At 71.7% G+C, this 16,576-nt stretch carries 19 protein-coding genes and 1 pseudogene; 9 read left to right on the top strand and 11 right to left on the bottom strand.

Annotation, left to right across the window (positions count from 1 at the left end; all coding sequences use genetic code 11):
• Positions 1-47 precede the first annotated feature (47 nt).
• A complete protein-coding gene (phoU, locus tag ACIA8D_RS20530) occupies positions 48-734 on the top strand; it encodes a phosphate signaling complex protein PhoU (protein ID WP_399234071.1) in 687 nt (228 codons plus the stop codon).
• A 405-nt stretch (positions 735-1,139) separates the two neighbouring features.
• Here the strand turns inward: phoU and ACIA8D_RS20525 are convergent, their stop codons facing one another.
• Complete coding sequence (locus ACIA8D_RS20525) at positions 1,140-1,685, bottom strand: GNAT family N-acetyltransferase (RefSeq protein WP_399234069.1); 546 nt, start codon at positions 1,683-1,685, stop codon at positions 1,140-1,142.
• Positions 1,686-1,781: 96 nt separating this feature from the next.
• Between ACIA8D_RS20525 and ACIA8D_RS20520 the strand changes: the two genes are divergently transcribed.
• Positions 1,782-2,360, top strand: a complete 579-nt coding sequence (locus ACIA8D_RS20520; protein ID WP_399234067.1) for a GNAT family N-acetyltransferase — start codon at positions 1,782-1,784, stop codon at positions 2,358-2,360.
• 129 nt (positions 2,361-2,489) lie between these two features.
• Here the strand turns inward: ACIA8D_RS20520 and ACIA8D_RS20515 are convergent.
• Both ACIA8D_RS20515 and ACIA8D_RS20510 read right to left on the bottom strand, forming a co-directional pair.
• Positions 2,490-2,567: pseudogene (locus ACIA8D_RS20515) on the bottom strand (hypothetical protein); the annotation flags it as partial.
• Positions 2,568-2,678: 111 nt separating this feature from the next.
• Positions 2,679-3,440, bottom strand: a complete 762-nt coding sequence (locus ACIA8D_RS20510; protein ID WP_399234065.1) for a phosphoglyceromutase — start codon at positions 3,438-3,440, stop codon at positions 2,679-2,681.
• Positions 3,441-3,576: 136 nt separating this feature from the next.
• On the opposite strand from ACIA8D_RS20510, the gene ACIA8D_RS20505 reads away from it, so the two are divergent.
• From ACIA8D_RS20505 to ACIA8D_RS20495, 3 genes are all read left to right on the top strand, one after another.
• On the top strand, positions 3,577-4,839 hold the full coding sequence (locus ACIA8D_RS20505; RefSeq protein ID WP_399234063.1) for an MDR family MFS transporter: 1,263 nt from the start codon (positions 3,577-3,579) through the stop codon (positions 4,837-4,839).
• A 52-nt stretch (positions 4,840-4,891) separates the two neighbouring features.
• Entirely contained in the window at positions 4,892-5,170 is a 279-nt protein-coding gene (locus ACIA8D_RS20500) for a hypothetical protein (RefSeq protein ID WP_399234062.1), read from the top strand.
• Positions 5,171-5,238: 68 nt separating this feature from the next.
• Complete coding sequence (locus tag ACIA8D_RS20495) at positions 5,239-5,430, top strand: hypothetical protein (RefSeq protein ID WP_356376001.1); 192 nt, start codon at positions 5,239-5,241, stop codon at positions 5,428-5,430.
• Between the two features lie 13 nt (positions 5,431-5,443).
• Here the strand turns inward: ACIA8D_RS20495 and ACIA8D_RS20490 are convergent, their stop codons facing one another.
• A complete protein-coding gene (locus tag ACIA8D_RS20490; RefSeq protein ID WP_399234060.1) occupies positions 5,444-5,944 on the bottom strand; it encodes a YbjN domain-containing protein in 501 nt (166 codons plus the stop codon).
• Positions 5,937-7,280, bottom strand: coding sequence for a D-inositol-3-phosphate glycosyltransferase (gene mshA, locus ACIA8D_RS20485; protein WP_399234058.1), 1,344 nt, complete (start codon positions 7,278-7,280; stop codon positions 5,937-5,939). Before mshA ends, ACIA8D_RS20490 begins: the two co-directional genes overlap by 8 nt.
• A gap of 169 nt (positions 7,281-7,449) precedes the next feature.
• On the opposite strand from mshA, the gene ACIA8D_RS20480 reads away from it, so the two are divergent.
• From ACIA8D_RS20480 to ACIA8D_RS20470, 3 genes are all read left to right on the top strand, one after another.
• On the top strand, positions 7,450-8,250 hold the full coding sequence (locus tag ACIA8D_RS20480; protein WP_399234057.1) for a class I SAM-dependent methyltransferase: 801 nt from the start codon (positions 7,450-7,452) through the stop codon (positions 8,248-8,250).
• A 166-nt stretch (positions 8,251-8,416) separates the two neighbouring features.
• Complete coding sequence (locus ACIA8D_RS20475) at positions 8,417-9,478, top strand: NlpC/P60 family protein (protein ID WP_399234055.1); 1,062 nt, start codon at positions 8,417-8,419, stop codon at positions 9,476-9,478.
• Between the two features lie 344 nt (positions 9,479-9,822).
• Entirely contained in the window at positions 9,823-11,211 is a 1,389-nt protein-coding gene (locus ACIA8D_RS20470) for a PP2C family protein-serine/threonine phosphatase (RefSeq protein ID WP_399234053.1), read from the top strand.
• A gap of 65 nt (positions 11,212-11,276) precedes the next feature.
• Here the strand turns inward: ACIA8D_RS20470 and ACIA8D_RS20465 are convergent, their stop codons facing one another.
• From ACIA8D_RS20465 to ACIA8D_RS20450, 4 genes are all read right to left on the bottom strand, one after another.
• Complete coding sequence (locus tag ACIA8D_RS20465; protein ID WP_266712522.1) at positions 11,277-11,615, bottom strand: DUF2516 family protein; 339 nt, start codon at positions 11,613-11,615, stop codon at positions 11,277-11,279.
• 108 nt (positions 11,616-11,723) lie between these two features.
• Positions 11,724-12,353 (bottom strand): hypothetical protein, encoded by a 630-nt coding sequence (locus tag ACIA8D_RS20460; RefSeq protein ID WP_399234051.1) that lies wholly within the window; start codon positions 12,351-12,353, stop codon positions 11,724-11,726.
• Between the two features lie 22 nt (positions 12,354-12,375).
• Positions 12,376-12,828, bottom strand: a complete 453-nt coding sequence (locus tag ACIA8D_RS20455) for a helix-turn-helix domain-containing protein (protein WP_399234049.1) — start codon at positions 12,826-12,828, stop codon at positions 12,376-12,378.
• A 79-nt stretch (positions 12,829-12,907) separates the two neighbouring features.
• Positions 12,908-14,383, bottom strand: a complete 1,476-nt coding sequence (locus ACIA8D_RS20450) for an MFS transporter (RefSeq protein WP_399234047.1) — start codon at positions 14,381-14,383, stop codon at positions 12,908-12,910.
• Positions 14,384-14,510: 127 nt separating this feature from the next.
• Here ACIA8D_RS20450 and ACIA8D_RS20445 point away from each other — a divergent pair, with 127 nt between their 5' ends.
• Positions 14,511-15,002, top strand: coding sequence for a MarR family winged helix-turn-helix transcriptional regulator (locus ACIA8D_RS20445; RefSeq protein WP_399234046.1), 492 nt, complete (start codon positions 14,511-14,513; stop codon positions 15,000-15,002).
• 9 nt (positions 15,003-15,011) lie between these two features.
• Here ACIA8D_RS20445 and ACIA8D_RS20440 read toward each other — a convergent pair whose 3' ends face one another.
• Both ACIA8D_RS20440 and ACIA8D_RS20435 read right to left on the bottom strand, forming a co-directional pair.
• Positions 15,012-15,638, bottom strand: a complete 627-nt coding sequence (locus ACIA8D_RS20440; RefSeq protein ID WP_399234044.1) for a TetR/AcrR family transcriptional regulator — start codon at positions 15,636-15,638, stop codon at positions 15,012-15,014.
• Positions 15,639-15,662: 24 nt separating this feature from the next.
• Entirely contained in the window at positions 15,663-16,553 is an 891-nt protein-coding gene (locus tag ACIA8D_RS20435) for a hypothetical protein (RefSeq protein ID WP_399234043.1), read from the bottom strand.
• Between the last annotated feature and the right edge of the window lie 23 nt (positions 16,554-16,576).

Raw genomic sequence — 16,576 nt, 5'->3', positions numbered from 1 at the left:
GGGCCAACCGGGTCCCAACGAAGCCAGGTACAGAGAGGGAACGCCGTATGCGTGACGCGTACCACGAGGAACTTGACTCGATCGGCGAGGGTCTGGTCGAGATGGCCCGCCTTGTCGGGTCGGCGATCGGGCGCGCCACCACGGCCATGCTCGACGCCGACCTGAAGCTCGCGGAGACCGTGATCGCATCCGACCAGAAGGTGGACGATCTCCAGCACGAGCTGGAGGCGCGGGCCATAGCCCTGCTGGCCCGCCAGCAGCCGGTGGCGACGGATCTGCGGATCGTCGTGACGTCGCTGCGGATGTCGGCCGACCTGGAGCGCAGCGGTGACCTCGCCCAGCATGTCGCCAAGCTGGCCCGTCTGCGGTTCCCGGAGCGGGCGGTTCCGCACGACCTGCACGCCACCATCCTGGAGATGGGACAGCTGGCCCAGCGCCTGATGGCGAAGGCGGCGGAGGTCATCATCACCAAGGACGTCGATCTGGCGATGCAGCTGGAGCAGGACGACGACGAGATGGACCAGCTGCACCGCACGCTGTTCCAGCACCTGATGGACGAGAAGTGGAAGCACGGCATCGAGACGGCGGTCGACGTGACACTGCTCGGCCGCTACTACGAGCGCTTCGCGGACCACGCGGTGTCGGTGGCGAAGCGGGTCGTCTACCTGGTGACGGGCGAGCACGCGGACGAAGTGCAGGGGCAGCCCCAGCCGCAGCCGGTCGAGGGGGCCTGACCTCTCCGAGTCGTACGGGAAGGGCCCCGCGCAGTGTGTTCGCGCGGGGCCCTTCCGTCGTCGCTTCGTGCGGTCGGCCCGTACGTCGAGCTCGCACGGTCAGCCCGTACGTGGAGCGGGTGCGGTCAGCAGGACCCGCCGCACTGGCACGGCGCGCCCGACTGGCAGCCGCAGCCGCAGCCCGCTCCGCATCCGCAGGCTCCGAGCAGCACCAACTGGGGTACGGGCGGGGTCACTTCTGCCGGCACTTCGGGGGTCCGGTCCGGCTTCGGGGAGTCGGCGGCCATGGTTTTCCCTCCTCGACGGGTCTCCGCGGTGGAGTCCTTCCCCCATTGCATGCCCACCGGGGCGGGCGCATCAACGGCGCACGCGCGCGCGGCAGTTGCCTCGTCGGGGGCGGGCGGGTCAGGGGCGGTCCAGGCCCCAGGTCTGCAGGGCGTACGGGCGGCCCTTCTCCTCGCCCATGACCAGCGGCACGTCGTCGAGCAGCCGGAAGCCCGTCCTGGTGGCCACGGCGACGCTGGCGGAGTTCTCGGCCTCCAGCTCCAGGACCACCCGGCTCGCGCCCAGTTGCTCGAAGGCGTACGCGGCCACCACCCGCACCGCCCGCGCCGCGAGGCCGCGGCCGCGGTGCGCCGGACCGACCGCGTAGCCGATCTCCATGCCCTCGGCGGTGGGCCGCAGCATCACCTCGCCGAGCGGGGCGCCGCCGTCGACGGTGATGGCGAGCAGGATCGACGCGCCCTCGGCCCGCCGCTGCCTGCTCCGGTCCAACTGTGTGCGGGCCGCCGCGGCGTCGAACGGGGAGGCCATCGGCGTCCAGTACGCGACGTCGGGGTGGTCGAAGAGCCCCGGCATCGCGGCGAGGTCCGCCTCGCTCCAGTCACGCAGAACGAGCCCCTCCCCCGACAGCTCCAACCGCTCCGGAAAGGACGTACTGACACTGCTCACGGCGACGGACCTCCCTGGCCTGTTCGGACGCCGCAGCATAACCAGCCATCGCCCCGGCCCACCCCCCAATTTCCGGGCCCCGGCTACCATCCGCCCATGATCGAGGTGCGCGCAATGGCCCTGGAGGACGTGACCGCGGTGGCCGCGTTGCGGGTGAGCGGGTGGCGGGCGGCGTACGCCGGGATCGTTCCGCCCGGCTACCTCGACGCCATGTCCGCCGAGGAGGACGCGGCCCGGCGACGCCGCCGCTTCCGGTCCCCCGCCAACCGGACCGCCAACCTCGTCGCCACGGACACCGGCACCGTCATCGGCTGGGCCGCCGTGGGCCCGCTCCCCGACCCCGCGGCCGGCGAACTCCTCGCCCTCTACGTACTGCCCGAACGCACCGGCTCCGGCGTGGGCCGCCTCCTCCTGAACGCCGTCCGCTCCCACGCCGCCGACCTCGGCTTCCACCGCCTGGACCTCTGGGTCCTGGCAGCCAACACCGAGCCCAACACTTCTACGCCCAGGCCGGCTTCACCCCCGACGGCACGGAACGCATCGAGACGTACGCCGACGTCCCGCTCCGTGACGTGCGGTACACGAGCCCTCTCTCGTAGGCCGGAGCATGCGTGCCCGCCGCGGGCGCCGTCGAACGGCACTGTCGCCCAGCGCCGCGAGGTGGCGGTCGCGTAGCGAGACCCGGGCCGGTGGCGCCGCCGCGGTGGCCAGGGCCAGCTCGGGCAGGCAGCGCTTCAGTCCGGTGAGGCCGGGCTCGTCGAGTGGGACGCGGTACCCCTGGCGCCGGGCGTCGACGTGGGCGTCCCGCTCGCAGACAAGGACGCCGAAGCCTTCTCGGAGGAGCCCATTGGCGAGTGCGAGGCCGCCCAGGCCCGCTCCCACGACGACGATAGGTGCTGACGATGCATCGCCGGAGGTCCCAGACGGGCCCCGGAGCGCGAAAATGCCCCTGCGCCGCGCCGTATGCGCAGCTCAGGGGCATGATCACGAAAGCTACTTCTTCTTGCCCTGGTTCTTGACCGCCTCGATGGCCGCCTTCGCCGCGTCCGGGTCCAGGTACGTGCCGCCCGGGTTGAGCGGCTTGAAGTCGGCGTCGAGCTCGTAGGAGAGCGGGATGCCGGTCGGGATGTTCAGGCCCGCGATGTCGGCGTCGGAGATGCCGTCCAGGTGCTTGACCAGGGCGCGCAGCGAGTTGCCGTGGGCCGCGACCAGGACCGTCCTGCCCGTCAGCAGGTCCGGGACGATGCCGTCGAACCAGTACGGGAGCATGCGGACGACGACGTCCTTGAGGCACTCCGTCTGCGGGCGCAGCTCCGGCGGGAGCGTCGCGTAGCGGGGGTCGGAGAACTGCGAGTACTCCGCCTCGCGGTCCAGCGCCGGCGGCGGGGTGTCGTAGGAGCGGCGCCACAGCATGAACTGCTCCTCGCCGAATTCGGCGAGGGTCTGCGCCTTGTCCTTGCCCTGGAGGGCGCCGTAGTGGCGCTCGTTCAGGCGCCAGCTGCGGTGGACCGGGATCCAGTGGCGGTCCGCGGACTCCAGCGCGAGCTGGGCCGTGCGGATCGCGCGCTTCTGGAGCGACGTGTGGACCACGTCGGGGAGCAGGCCGGCGTCCTTGAGCAGCTCACCGCCGCGGACCGCCTCCTTCTCGCCCTTCTCGTTCAGGTTGACGTCCACCCATCCGGTGAACAGGTTCTTCGCGTTCCACTCGCTCTCGCCGTGACGGAGGAGGATCAGCTTGTACGGTGCGTCGGCCATGGGGCCGAGCCTAATCGACCGCTCCGGCGCCCGCCGATTGACGGTCCCCGTCAATTGAGTGGCCCGCACGATTACCCGGCCCGTAAGTTACGTAAACCTTCCGCACTACTTACACCGGCCCCCGGGGGATGCACCCATGTCAGTCGCCTCGCTCAGACGTGCCGCCAGGGAGTCCGTGGCCGGGCTGCCGCGCGAGTTCTGGTGGCTGTGGACCAGCACCCTCGTCAACCGGCTCGGGAACTTCGTCCTCACGTTCCTCGCGCTGTACCTGACCGCGTCGCGCGGCTTCTCGGCCGCGTACGCCGGTCTCGTCGCCTCGCTCATCGGGCTCGGCGGCGTCATCGCGTCCGTGCTCGGCGGGGTGCTCGCCGACCGGCTCGGGCGGCGGCCCACCCTGCTCGGCGCGCAGCTCGCCACCTCGGCGACGGTCGCCGCGCTCGCCTTCGTGCGCGACCCGGCGTGGATCGCGGTGACCGGCTTCGCCCTCGGTCTCGCCTCGAACGCCTCGCGGCCCGCGATCCAGGCGATGATGGCGGACATCGTGCGTCCCGAGGACCGGGTGCGGGCGTTCTCGCTCAACTACTGGGCGATCAATCTGGGGTTCGCGGTCTCGTCCGTGTACGCCGGATTCCTCGTCGCGCAGAGCTACACCCTGGGCTTTCTCGTCGAGGCGGCGATGACGCTCGCCTGCGCCCTCGTCGTCTTCGTGAAGGTGAAGGAGTCGCGGCCGACGCGGACGGTGGTGCCGGGCGCGCCGTCGAGCCCGGTGGTCACCATGGGGACCGTGCTGCGCGACGGGCGCTTCATGCTGATGGTGGGGCTGTCCTTCCTGGTCGCCGTCGTGTTCACGCAGAGCTCGGTCGGGCTGCCGATCGTCATGGGCGAGAACGGGCTGAGCAGTTCGGACGTCGGGCTCGTCGCCGCCGTCAACGGTGTCGTCATCGTCGCGCTGCAGATTCCGCTGACCCGGTTCATCGAACGGCGTGATCCGGGGCGACTGTTGACCGTTTCGTCGCTGTTGATCGGATACGGCTTCGCGCTCACCGCCCTCGCCGGGTCGATCGCCGCGTACGCGCTCACGGTCGTGGTGTGGACGCTCGGCGAGATGATCAACGCGCCTACGCAGTCGGGGCTCGTGGCCCGCCTCTCCCCCACCGAGGGGCGCGGTCGTTACCAGGGCGTCTACACCATGTCGTGGTCGGCGGCGGCCCTCGTCGCCCCGCTCGCGGGCGGCTGGGTGATCGATTCGGCGGGCGCCGGATGGCTGTGGGCGGGGTGCGCGGTCCTCGGCACGGTGACGGCGATCGGCTACTGGGCGCTGATGCGCGGGCTGCCGGACGCGGAGCCCACGAGGCCCGTCGCGGCGGCGCCCGTGGAGCCGGAGAGCAGCCCTGCCTGACATCCGGAACAGCCCGGCTTGACCGGGCAGTTCGGCGGGTACGTGACCGTACATGGCCGAACCCCCAAGGACCTCCTCCAGAACTGACGAACCGCCCAGAACGCTGGTGGGCGGCGTCGAGGTCGACGTCCCCAACAGCATTCCGGCGATTCGCGCCGCGCTCGACGCGAAGCAGCGCTCCGAGTTCGACAAGGCGATCAACGCGGCGGGGGTCGGCGAGATCCACGCCGTCATGCGGCACTGGATGCTGGAGGCGGTGCCGGACCCGGAGGCCGACGCGATCCTCGCCCGGCTCGCCCGCGACGAGGCGGAGAGGCGGGGCCCGGCGTGAGCCGCAGACGCAGGCGCGCCGCCTGCCGCGTCGCCTACGCACCGCCCGCCGACGACACCCTCGCCAAGATGGCGAACCCCGATGCCTTCCGCGCCGAGATGGCCCGCACGCTGTCCCACGATCCGTACGGCCACGGCTCGACGACGGTGTGCGGCGAACGCGACCGCCGCGAGGCGACGGTCGGCGGCGCGATAGTCCTCTACTACGTCTCCGGGTCGGTGCTGACCGTGACGGTGGTGCGCATGGTGGCGCTCAACTAGCGCGCGACCAGACCTACTTGGCGGGGCGCTGGGTCAGATGCGTGAACGCGTCCAGGTTGCGCGTCGACTCGCCGCGCGCCACCCGCCACTCGTACTCCTTGCGGATCGCGCTCGCGAAGCCTAGTTCGAGGAGGGTGTTGAAGGAGCCGTCCGCCGCCTCCAGGACCGAGCCGAGGAGCCGGTCGATCTCGTCGGGGGTGACGGCCGCGAGCGGCAGTTTGCCGGTGAGATAGATGTCGCCGAGCTGATCGACCGCGTAACTCACTCCGTACAGGCGCAGATTGCGCTCCAGGAGCCAACGGTGCACCCCGGCCTCGTTCTCGTCCGGGTGCCGGATCACGAAGGCGTTGAGCGAGAGACTGTGCCGCCCCACGCGCAGGGACAGCGTCGTCGAGAGCTTGCGGGTCCCGGGCAGCTTCACGACGTACGAGCCGGGCTCCGGGCTCTCCCACTCCAGCTCGGCGTCCTTCAGCGTGGACTCGATGACGTCGTGTGCCTGTCGCTGGTCAGCCATGGTGCGAGGGTACGTGACGACGCCTGGCCTGCATCGCCGCCGTATAGACGTCCGCCGTGGCGGAGGCCGCCGTGTCCCAGCCGAAGGAGAGCGCGTGGCGGGCGGCCGCGTCGCCCATGGTGTTCACCAGGTGGGGGTGGTCGGCGAACTCGCGGAGCACGCGCGCGTAGCGGGCCGGTTCGTGGCCGTCGACCAGGAAGCCGGTCTTTTCGTGGCGCACGGCCACGGGGAGGCCGCCCACGGACGCGGCGATCACCGGCGTACCGGCGGCCTGGGCCTCTATGGCGACGAGCCCGAAGGACTCGTTGTAGGAGGGCATGACCAGGACGGATGCCGCGCGGAACCAGTCCGCGAGCTGCTCCTGGCCGACCGGCGGCTGGAAGCGGACCACGTCGGCGACGCCGAGCTTCGCGGCGAGCTTGTGGAGGGCCGCCGGCTTGGCGAGGCCGCTGCCGCTGGGGCCGCCGACCACCGGGACGACGATCCGGGAGCGCAGCTCCGGGCGCTCGTCGAGGAGGACCGCGACGGCCTTGAGGAGGATGTCGGGGGCCTTCAGGGGCTGGATGCGGCCCGCGAAGAGGGGGACCAGGGCGTCCTGCGGCAGCCCGAGGCGGGCGCGGGCGGCGGCGCGGCCGTCGGCGGGGCGGAAGCGGTCCAGGTTCACGCCGGGGTGCACGACGGCGACGCTGCCGGGGTCCGCCTCGTAGTGGCGGACCAGCTCGTCGGCCTCCTCCGCCGTGTTCGCGATGAGGCGGTCGGCGGCGCGCACGATCTGGGTCTCGCCGATGACGCGGGCGGCCGGCTCGGGGGTGTCGCCCTCGGCGAGCGCCGCGTTCTTGACCTTGGCCATGGTGTGCATCGCGTGCACGAGGGGCGCGCCCCAGCGCTCGGCCGCGAGCCAGCCGACCTGCCCGGACAGCCAGTAGTGCGAGTGGACGAGGTCGTAATAGCCGGGCCGGTGGCCCGCCCACGCCTGCATGACGCCGTGCGTGAAGGCGCACAGCTGGGCGGGCAGGTCCTCCTTGGCGAGGCCCTCGTAGGGGCCCGCGTCCACATGCCGGACGAGGACGCCGGGGGCGAGCTCGACCTCGGGCGGCAGGCCGCCGGATGTGGCGCGGGTGAAGATCTCGACCTCTATGTTGATCGCCGCCAGCCGCTTGGCGAGCTCGACTATGTAGACGTTCATGCCGCCCGCGTCGCCCGTGCCGGGCTGGTGGAGGGGCGAGGTGTGCACGCTGAGCATCGCGATGCGGCGCGGGCGCCGATGCGCACCGGGGAACCGCAGCAGGGCCGGAGCAGCCCCGGAGCGGCGGAACCTGGTCACGTACTGGCTCACGTGGCGGGCCCTCCTTGGTGGGCGTACTGCGGGCACGACGACCGGAGGGCACAGGCCCTCTTCCAAGGGGGGAACGCCGGAGTCGGCTGCTCCATTTCCACTTTGCCGAATCATTACCGTACGGGTCTCAACCAAAGCTCCCCATTGCGCAGCGCATACCCTTTGGGGCATGAGCCCGCGCCCCTCCTCCCGCCCCGTGGGAACCGTGACGCGAGGCACCACCAACCCCAATCGGCTGCGCCGCATGGACCGCTGGATCGCGGCCGTGCACGGTGCCGCGCTGCGCCGCGCCGACGACCCGGTGGCGGTCGACCTCGGCTACGGGGCGGCACCCTGGACCGCGGTGGAGCTGCTGGCCCGGCTGCGCGGGGCGGCGCCGCACGCGCGCGTGGTCGGCATCGAGATCGAGCCGGCGCGGGTCGCCGCGGCGAAGCCGTACGAGCGGGAGGGGCTCGAATTCCGGCACGGCGGCTTCGAGCTGCCCCTGGAGGCGCCGCCGGTCCTGATCCGCGCCGCGAACGTGCTCCGCCAGTACGACGAGGAGCAGGTCGCCGCCGTGTGGGAGCGGCTGTGCGCGCGGCTCGCCCCGGACGGCCTCCTCGTGGAGGGCACCTGCGACGAGATCGGGCGCCGCCACGTGTGGGTGGCGCTCGGCCCGGAAGGCCCGCGGACCGTGACGTTCGCGACCCGGCTCGGCTCCCTGAGGACACCCTCCGACCTGGCCGAAAGGCTCCCCAAGGCGCTCATCCACCGCAATGTCCCCGGCGAGCCGGTGCACGCCTTCCTGCGCGACTTCGACCGGGCGTGGGCGGCGGCCGCGCCCTACGCCTCGTACGGCGCGCGGCAGCGCTGGATCCGGACGGTGCGCGAGCTCTCGGGGGACTGGCCCGTGGTGGACCGGCCGGGGCGCTGGCGGCAGGGTGAAGTGACCGTGGCGTGGGGGGCGTTGGCGCCGCGAGGAAACGGCTGAGACACGCCGGGCCCAAGGGAACGATCTCGGCGTCCCGTTCGTCGGAGCGTTCGGGGAATGTCGTACGGGTCTGTCGCATTCGGGACGCGCGTGGCACCATCCCCCGAACGTGCGCAAGTTACTGACGGTAAATCAGGTTCGTCTCGGCTGTGGGGGCAGGGAGCAGATGAGCAAGCGGAGCACGACGACGAAGGCAGCCCTGGCGCTGGTGTGCGCCGTGACCGTACTGACGCCGACGGGCATGGCGTACGCGGATCCCGCGCCCTCCCCCTCGCCCTCAAGTCCACCGAAATCGGCGGACCTTGAGTCCGTCCGCAAGAAGATCGACAAGCTGTACCACCAGGCCGCGGTCGCCACGGACGAGTACAACGCGGCGGAGGAGAAGGCCGCCGACCAGTCCGACCAGATCGTGAAGCTGGCCCGGAAGATCGCCGCGGGCCAGGCGGAGCTCGACAACCTCGAGGGCCGGGCGGGCGCGGCGGCCCGCGAGCAGTACCGCACGGGCGGGATCTCCCAGGAGGCCCAGTTCATGCTCGCGGGCGACCCGAGCCGCTTCCTCGACAATGCGGGCCGCGCCTACCAGGGACAGCAGGCCACGCGGAACCTGATCTCCCGCCTCGGCAGGACGCAGGACGACCTGGAGAAGTACGCGGACGTCGCCTCCGCCAAATGGAAGGCGCTCGACGAGGGGCGCAAGAAGAAGGCCGCCGCGAAGAAGCGGATCGAAAAGCAGATCAAGGCGGCGCAGAAGATCGAGGACAAGCTCGCCAAGAAGGAGCGCGAGCAGCTGCGGCAGCTGGAGGAGGCGGCCGAGCAGAAGGCGCAGACGGAGTGGCTCTCCTCGGGCGTCCTGAAGGAGATCGACGGCAAGGCGTCGGCGGCCGGCAAGAAGGCCGTGCGCTACGCCTCGGAGCAGCTGGGCAAGCCGTACGTGTGGGGCGCCGAGGGGCCGAAGTCCTTCGACTGCTCGGGCCTGACCTCGCAGGCGTGGGCGTCGGCGAAGCGGCCGATACCGCGCACGTCGCAGGAACAGTGGAAGCAGCTCAAGCACATCGACATCAAGGACATGCGCCCCGGCGACCTGATCATTTACCACGACGACGCCAGCCATGTCGGGATGTACATAGGCAAGGGGGCGATCATCCACGCGCCCCGTCCGGGGCGGAACGTGACGGTCGCGGGCGCGGGTTCGATGGCGATGCTCGGGGTGGTCAGGCCGGACGCCTGAGCCTTCTGGCCCGGCACCTGAGCCTCCACGGACCGGCGCCCGAGACCCGCACCCGGCGGCCCGACGTCCCATGCCGGACATGGCTCCAGATGGGTGACGTGTCCCACGTGACCTACGGCACGCGGCGCCCCGCGGTTCCGGCGCCGCGGCGTGACCTTCGTCATCTTCGAGCCGCCCGACCAGGGACGGAACCCACTCAATTCCGGTGCGGGAGGCGGCATATGACGCGGGCCGGTTGCCGCTCACCATTCCGTTCGGACGTCGGCTAGCGCTAAGGTCCCCGTCGGTGGTGCGAGGACCTTCGTCCCACCGTGCCCTCGGGGGGAGGGAAGGAAACCGAAGCGATGCCCGTACCCGTACCGCGGCAGAGAGCGATCCCGGCCGTGGAAGGTGGTCAGGCTCAGGACGCGCACACCACGACCGACACGCACGACCCGCAGGACGAACGGCCGACCACCGACCGCCCTGCCGCCAACGACATACAGAGCGCCGAGCACGACCTGGAGACCCCGGCCGACGACGCCGCTCACGCGCCGGCACCCGCCGACCGTGACGCCACCGGCCTGACGATCCTCGTCATAGAGGACGACCCGGCGGGCTCCCTCAGCATCCCCGAGGTGCCCGACGCCGCGGGCAAGCCGATCCGCGTGCGCACCGCGCGCAACCTCACCGAGGCCGAGCGGCTGCTCACCGACGACGTCAGCTGCGTCCTGCTGGACCTCGCGCTGCCCGGCACGAAGCCGGACCGGACGGAGCCGGAACACCACGACGAGCTGGGGACGCTGCGGCACCTGCTGCGGCTCGCCCCGCACCGGGCCGTGCTCGCCCTGACCACGTCGGGCGACGCCGAGCGCGGCGCCGAGGCGGTCCGGGTCGGCGCGCAGGATTACCTGTTCCGCGACGAGCTGGACTCCCGGCTGCTCGGCCGGGCCATCCGCTACGCGGTGGAGCGCAAGCGCGCCGACATCGCGCAGCAGGGGCTCACCGAGTCCCGGCTGCGCGCGCAGGAGAACGCCCGTCTGGAGCGCGGTCTGCTGCCGACGCCGCTGCTCGACGGTTCGACGCTGCGCTTCGCCGCCCGCTACCGCCCCGGCCGCTCCCGCGCGCTGCTCGGCGGCGACTTCTACGACACGGTGCGCACGCCCGACGGCACGGTCCACGCGATGATCGGCGACGTCTGCGGGCACGGCCCCGACGAGGCGGCGCTCGGCGTCGAACTGCGCATCGCCTGGCGCGCGTTGACGTTCGCAGGCCTGTGCGGCGACGAGCTCCTGTCCACCCTCCAGCAGGTCCTGGAGCACGAGCGCTCCGACGACGAGATCTTCGCGACGCTGTGCACGGTCGACATCGCGCCGGACGGCCGGCGCGCGGGCCTGTGCCTGGCGGGCCACCCGTCACCGCTGATATCGACCCCCGGGCGCCCCGCGGTGCTGCTCCCGTACGAGAACAACGGCCCGGCCCTCGGGCTGCTGCCGAAGGCCCGGTGGCCGCGCATGCAGGTCGAGTTGGGCCCTTCGTGGAGCCTGATGCTCTACACGGACGGGCTGATCGAGGGCCGGATCGGCGAGGGCAGGAAGCGGCTCGGCCAGGAGGGGATGGTGGAGATGATCCGCCGCCAGCGCGAGCAGGGCCTGTCCGGCGAGGGGCTGCTCGAGGCCGCGATGAACGAGGTGCGCGATCTCAACGGGGGCGATCTGACGGACGACGTGGCGGTACTGCTGCTCGACCGGTGACCGGGTGGGCCGGGGGCCGAGGTCAGGGGCTCAGGGGCTCAGGGGCTCAGGGTCGAACGGGTGCTTCAGCGGCCGCCGTTGTACGGACCGTACGGCCCGTCGCTGCTGGAGCCGCGGCCCTTGCGGCCCCCGCCGCCACCGCTGATCTGCTTGACGGCGGGCCGCACGTCCACCATGTAGACGATGGTCGCGATCAGCCCGATGATCGGCAGGAACGACAGGATCGGGAACAGCAGGTTCACGACGAACGCGATCCCGAGGATGATCAGCCAGAATGGCTTGGTCTTCTTGTCGGCCGCCCGGTAGGCGTCCTCGCGCCGGATGGCGGCATCGACGAGCGCGAAGCCACTGAAGATGATCAGGGCCATGCTCAGCAGCCACATCACATTGGCGAACCCCTGCATCAGCACAACGCCACCACCAGAATCGACGTACGGAACCTTCCGACCAGGCCACGGTACCGGTACAACGGGCCGGACACTTCACAAGTGCCCGGCCCGTCGACGCAGGTCCTACTTGGCGGGCGGCGTGGAGCCGGACGCCGGCTTCTTGGCGGGGGTGGTCGTCTTCTTCGCGGTGGTGGTCTTCTTGGCCGCGGGCTTCTTGGCGGGGCCCTGCTTGGCCTCGGCGGCCGGCGCGTCCTTGGCCTGCACCTCGTCGGCCTGCGCCTTCTCGGCCTCCGGCTCGGCGTCTGGCTCGACGGCCACGGCGAGCTCGGTGATCTCCTCGGCGGCCTCGCCGCGCCACGCCTTCACGGCCTCCTCGCCGTGCTCGGCGACCTTCTCGTACGTCTCGCGCGCCTTGACGGCGGCCTCCGCGGCGTAGCCGACGCCGCGCAGCGCGAACTCCTGGGCGCTCTCGCCGAACTTCTTCAGGTCGGTGTCGAGGCCCGCGACCAGCTCGTTCACCCTCGCCGTGAGGGTGGCCTGGGCCTCCTTGGCGCGGGCGGTCGCCTTGTCCTGCACGTCCTTGGGGTCGGTCCGGCGCACGGACTCGAAGCGGGCGGGCGCCTCGCTCCGCAGCTGCTCGACGATCCCCGGCACCTTCTTGGCCTGCTGGTACGCCAACTCGGCGGTGCCGGCGGCGAAGTAGAGCGGGGTCGGGTCGGTGAGGGTCTTGCGCAGGTCGTCCTTGATGGCCATGGCGTGGTCCTCCCGGATCACATCAACTGCTGCTTGAGGGCTGGGCATCGCCACTGTCGGGATCACGGTCACTGTTGCCGGGCTCGCCGTCGCTGCTGTCGGGCCCGCCGTCACTCTCGCCGGTTCCGTCGCCGTTCTCGTGCCTGAAGGCTTCGTAGATCTGCAACAGCACCTGCTTCTGACGCTCGTTGAGCGAGGGATCGGCGAGGATGACGGCGCGCGTCTCCACCTCGATCCGCTCCCGCTCGGCGTCGAGAATGCCGGCGTGCACGTACAACGTCTCCGCGGAGATCCGCAGCGCCTTGGCGACCTGCTGGAGAACCTCCGCGCTCGGCTTGCGCAGCCCGCGCTCGATCTGACTCAGGTACGGGTTGGACACTCCGGCCGCGTCGGCGAGCTGACGGAGCGACAACTGCGCGTTGCGACGCTGCTCGCGCAGGTATTCGCCGAGACTTCCGACGTTGAGCGATGCCATGTGTCGATGGTGCCGCACCCGCGCTAACTTTTGCAAGCGACTGCTTGCAAAAGTGTCCCGCGCCACGCGCAGACCCGGATCAGGGCGCCGCCACGAGAGTGGCGGACGCCGGACTGCCGGACTGCGCGGCGGGCGCGGCCGGTCGTCGCGGCAGGAGCAGCGCGACCAGGAACGCGGCCCCGATCAGGCCGGCCCCGACGGCGAACGCGAGCCGGTATCCGCCGGTCAGCGCGGCGGCCCGCGAACCTCCGGCCACGAGGAGGGAGTCGGCGCGCGCGGCGGACAGGGTCGACAGGACGGCGACGCCGAGCGCCATGCCGATCTGCTGGGTGGTGTTGAACAGGCCGGAGGCGAGGCCCGCGTCCGCCTCCCCCGCCGCGGACATCCCGAGGCCGGCGAGCGCGGGCAGCACAAGCCCGCCACCGGACACCAGCAGCATCACGGGCAGCAGATCGGCGACGTATTCGCCCCGCACCGGCACCCGGGCGAGATACCCGAGCGCCCCGGCGAGCAGGACGAGCCCCGCGAGCAGCACCCGCCGCTCGCCGAACCGCGCGGCCAGCCGGGCCGAGACGCCCAGCGAGACCGCGCCGATCAGCACGGCGGCGGGCAGCATCGCGAGGCCGGTCTCCAGGGCCCCGTAGCCGAGCACCTGCTGCATGTAGAGCGCGGCGAGCACCTGGAAGGCGAACATCGCGGCGAGGGTGAGGATCTGCGTGACATTGGCACCGACGACGGCGCGTGAGTGCAGGACACGCAGCGGCATGAGCGGCGTACGGGCCCGCGCCTGGCGCACGACGAACGCGGCGACGAGGACGAGCCCCGCCACGACCGCCCCGGTCGCCCGCCACGAGCCCAGCCCGTACGCCTCGATGCTGACGACCCCGTAGATCCCGAGCATCAGCCCCGCCGTGATCAGCAGCGCACCCCACGCGTCGGCGCCGGCGCGCAGCCCGATGCCCCGGTCGCCCGGCAGGGCGATGACCGCGAGGGCGAGGACGGCGGCGCCGATGGGCAGGTTGATGTAGAAGATCCAGTGCCAGTCGAGGACGTCGGTGAGTACGCCGCCCAGGACCTGCCCGATCGAGGCGCCCGCGGCGCCGGTGAAGCTGAACACCCCGATGGCGCGAGCCCGTTCGCGGGGATCGACGAAGAGCGTGACGAGGATCCCGAGCCCGACGGCGGCGGCCATCGCGCTCCCGACGCCCTGGAGGAAACGCGCCGCGAGCAGTACGGCGGGGGCGGTGGCGAGCCCCGCGAGGAGCGACGCCGCGGTGAACACCCCGGTGCCGACGAGGAACATCCGCTTGCGGCCGAGCAGATCGCCGAGCCGCCCGGCGAGCAGCAGCAGGCCGCCAAAGGCGATGAGGTAGGCGTTCACGACCCAACTCAGGTCGCCGGCCGAGAAGTTGAGGTCGCTCTGGATGGCCGGCATGGCGACGGTGACGATCGACCCGTCGAGAATGATCATGAGCGTGCCGGTGGCGATGACGCCGAGGGCGAGCCAGCGGGAGCGAGTAGCTCCCCCGGCGGGCGGCACGAGTGGAGCGGGCATTGCAGACATGACTGTGCCCTTCGGTCGATCCGCCACCCCTGCCGGGCGGCGCCGATGAAACGACCGTAGCAGATAGTTTTGTTGCAGACGATATTCTTCGGAACGACTTATCGACTACCCTGGGCCCATGACCGCCATGACGCCCGCCCCCACCCGGACCAGGCCCGACCTCTCGTACCTCCTGGACCACACGAGCCATGTGCTGCGCAGCCGGATGGCCGCGGCGCTCGCCGAGATCGGGCTGACGGCGCGGATGCACTGCGTGCTCGTGCACGCGCTGGAGGAGGAGCGCACGCAGAACCAACTCGCGGAGATCGGCGACATGGACAAGACGACGATGGTCGTCACGGTCGACGCCCTGGAGAAGGCGGGGCTCGCGGAGCGGCGGCCGTCCAGCACGGACCGGCGGGCGCGGGTCATCGCCGTCACGGAGGAGGGCGCGCGCACGGCCGCGCGCAGCCAGGAGATCGTGGACCGGGTCCACGAGGAGACCCTCGCGGCGTTCCCTCCGGGCGACCGGGAGACGTTCCTGCGCCTGCTCACGCACCTCGCCGAGGGACACCTGAGCGCTCCCGCTCCGAGCCCGGTGGGGGCGCGGCGGGCGCGGCAACGGGGGTAGCGGGGGCGCTCAGCCGTACCAGCGCCCGACACCCTCCGCCAGCTGCCGGAACCCGTCCTTCGCGGTGCGCACGGCGACCGCCTCCAGCGCGTCGGCGGACTCTCCGGCCACGATCCGCCGCACGTTCTCCTCGGCGAGGATCCGCTGCGTGGCCACGATCTGCCCCGCGGCGATCCGGGCCCGTACCACCGGTCCCCCGAGCGCCTCGGCGAGCGCCCGCTCGGAACGCTCCTGATACCCGTACAACCGGGCGACCAATTGCGGCGTCCCGTACAGCAACCGCTGATACGCGAGCACCGCCGGGTGATCGCACAGCCCGGTCACCGGGTCCCGCCGCCGCAGCCCCTCCAAAAAGTGCCGCCGCAACGCCCCGAGCGGCGACTCCCCGTCCTCCCTGCCCGCCACGACCCGCGCCGCCTCATCCTCGTGATCCGCGAACTGGTGGAGGACGAGGTCCTCCTTCGCGGCGAAGTACCGGAACAGGGTCGGCTTCGACACCTCGGCCGCCGCGGCGACCTCGGCCACGGACACGCTGTCGTACCCCTTCTCCATGAACAGCCGCACAGCGGTCTCGGAGAGCGTCTGCCGGGTGCGCTGCTTCTTGCGTTCACGGAGGCCGGGGGCGCGGTCGGTCATGAGAAGGAGCGTACGTCCCTCGGCTCAGGCCGCCGCCCGCCGACGCCACTCCGGCACCTGGGCCACCAGCGCCCACAGGTCGTCGAAGTGCTTGACCCACATGCCGACGGCGGGCTCGTCCTCGGGACGGCGCTCGGCCGCCAGGACCGTCAGATCGGTGTCGTACCCCTTGGGGTCGTAGTACTGCGTCCGCAACGACATGCGAGAGGACAGGTCGTACAGCCCGTGCAGGACGCGCTTGCGGTTGAAGATGCAGAGCTTGTGCAGCGGCGGGCCCGCGACGACCCGGTACTCGCAGTGCACCTCGACGTGGCCGAGCCGGGTCAGCCCCTCCGCGAGGTGCGAGAGGATCTGGTCGTACTCCTGGCACTTGCGCTCGATCCTGTCGCGGAACTCCGGGGCGTCCTCCGCCGTCCCGTCCGCGCCGACCCGCGACGGCACGAACATGGGCAGGGAGAAGTCCGGCACGATCATGCGCACCGTGACCCGGCGGGTCGGGCCCGGCGCTTCCGCGAGCCGTTCGAGCCGGTGGTACAGCTCGTTGAAAAGGGTCTCCCCCGTGTAGCCGTAGAAGCTGATCTCCACGCGCCGGGACTCGAAGGCGTCGGCCACGAAGTTGCCCAGGTTGCGGGAGCTCGCCTCCACCCGGGCGGGCAGCCGGCTGGCGGCGGTGAGCTCCTTGAGCGCGTCGTACAGGACGAAGGCGACGAGGCTGAGCAGAGCGCCGCCCAAGAACGCCTTGCCTTCCAGTGCGTCCCCGAGCGGGGTGACGAACTGGGCGGTCAGCCCGGTGACGAAGACGACCAGGAGCAGCACGCGTACGGCCGTGGGCTCGACCCGTTGCTGGAACCTCCGCAGCGACCGGGCGATCCCGCCCCTGCCGCCTGCCGCGCCGTCGCCCCCGTCGTCCGACATGCGCAGCCCTCCCCCGGGTGCCG

Source organism: Streptomyces sp. NPDC051684 (assembly GCF_044453445.1).
GTDB lineage: Bacteria > Actinomycetota > Actinomycetes > Streptomycetales > Streptomycetaceae > Streptomyces.
Note: the sequence above shows the minus strand (reverse complement) of the source record. Positions and strands in the feature narration are given on the sequence as shown.

Coding starts and splice junctions, on each gene's coding strand:
- phoU (WP_399234071.1), top strand. CDS start 48: ATGCGTGACGCGTACCACGAGGAACTTGACTCGATCGGCGAGGGTCTG.
- ACIA8D_RS20520 (WP_399234067.1), top strand. CDS start 1,782: ATGATCGAGGTGCGCGCAATGGCCCTGGAGGACGTGACCGCGGTGGCC.
- ACIA8D_RS20510 (WP_399234065.1), bottom strand. CDS start 3,440: ATGGCCGACGCACCGTACAAGCTGATCCTCCTCCGTCACGGCGAGAGC.
- ACIA8D_RS20505 (WP_399234063.1), top strand. CDS start 3,577: ATGTCAGTCGCCTCGCTCAGACGTGCCGCCAGGGAGTCCGTGGCCGGG.
- ACIA8D_RS20500 (WP_399234062.1), top strand. CDS start 4,892: ATGGCCGAACCCCCAAGGACCTCCTCCAGAACTGACGAACCGCCCAGA.
- ACIA8D_RS20495 (WP_356376001.1), top strand. CDS start 5,239: ATGGCGAACCCCGATGCCTTCCGCGCCGAGATGGCCCGCACGCTGTCC.
- ACIA8D_RS20490 (WP_399234060.1), bottom strand. CDS start 5,944: ATGGCTGACCAGCGACAGGCACACGACGTCATCGAGTCCACGCTGAAG.
- ACIA8D_RS20480 (WP_399234057.1), top strand. CDS start 7,450: ATGAGCCCGCGCCCCTCCTCCCGCCCCGTGGGAACCGTGACGCGAGGC.
- ACIA8D_RS20475 (WP_399234055.1), top strand. CDS start 8,417: ATGAGCAAGCGGAGCACGACGACGAAGGCAGCCCTGGCGCTGGTGTGC.
- ACIA8D_RS20470 (WP_399234053.1), top strand. CDS start 9,823: ATGCCCGTACCCGTACCGCGGCAGAGAGCGATCCCGGCCGTGGAAGGT.
- ACIA8D_RS20465 (WP_266712522.1), bottom strand. CDS start 11,615: ATGCAGGGGTTCGCCAATGTGATGTGGCTGCTGAGCATGGCCCTGATC.
- ACIA8D_RS20460 (WP_399234051.1), bottom strand. CDS start 12,353: ATGGCCATCAAGGACGACCTGCGCAAGACCCTCACCGACCCGACCCCG.
- ACIA8D_RS20455 (WP_399234049.1), bottom strand. CDS start 12,828: ATGGCATCGCTCAACGTCGGAAGTCTCGGCGAATACCTGCGCGAGCAG.
- ACIA8D_RS20450 (WP_399234047.1), bottom strand. CDS start 14,383: ATGCCCGCTCCACTCGTGCCGCCCGCCGGGGGAGCTACTCGCTCCCGC.
- ACIA8D_RS20445 (WP_399234046.1), top strand. CDS start 14,511: ATGACCGCCATGACGCCCGCCCCCACCCGGACCAGGCCCGACCTCTCG.
- ACIA8D_RS20440 (WP_399234044.1), bottom strand. CDS start 15,638: ATGACCGACCGCGCCCCCGGCCTCCGTGAACGCAAGAAGCAGCGCACC.
- ACIA8D_RS20435 (WP_399234043.1), bottom strand. CDS start 16,553: ATGTCGGACGACGGGGGCGACGGCGCGGCAGGCGGCAGGGGCGGGATC.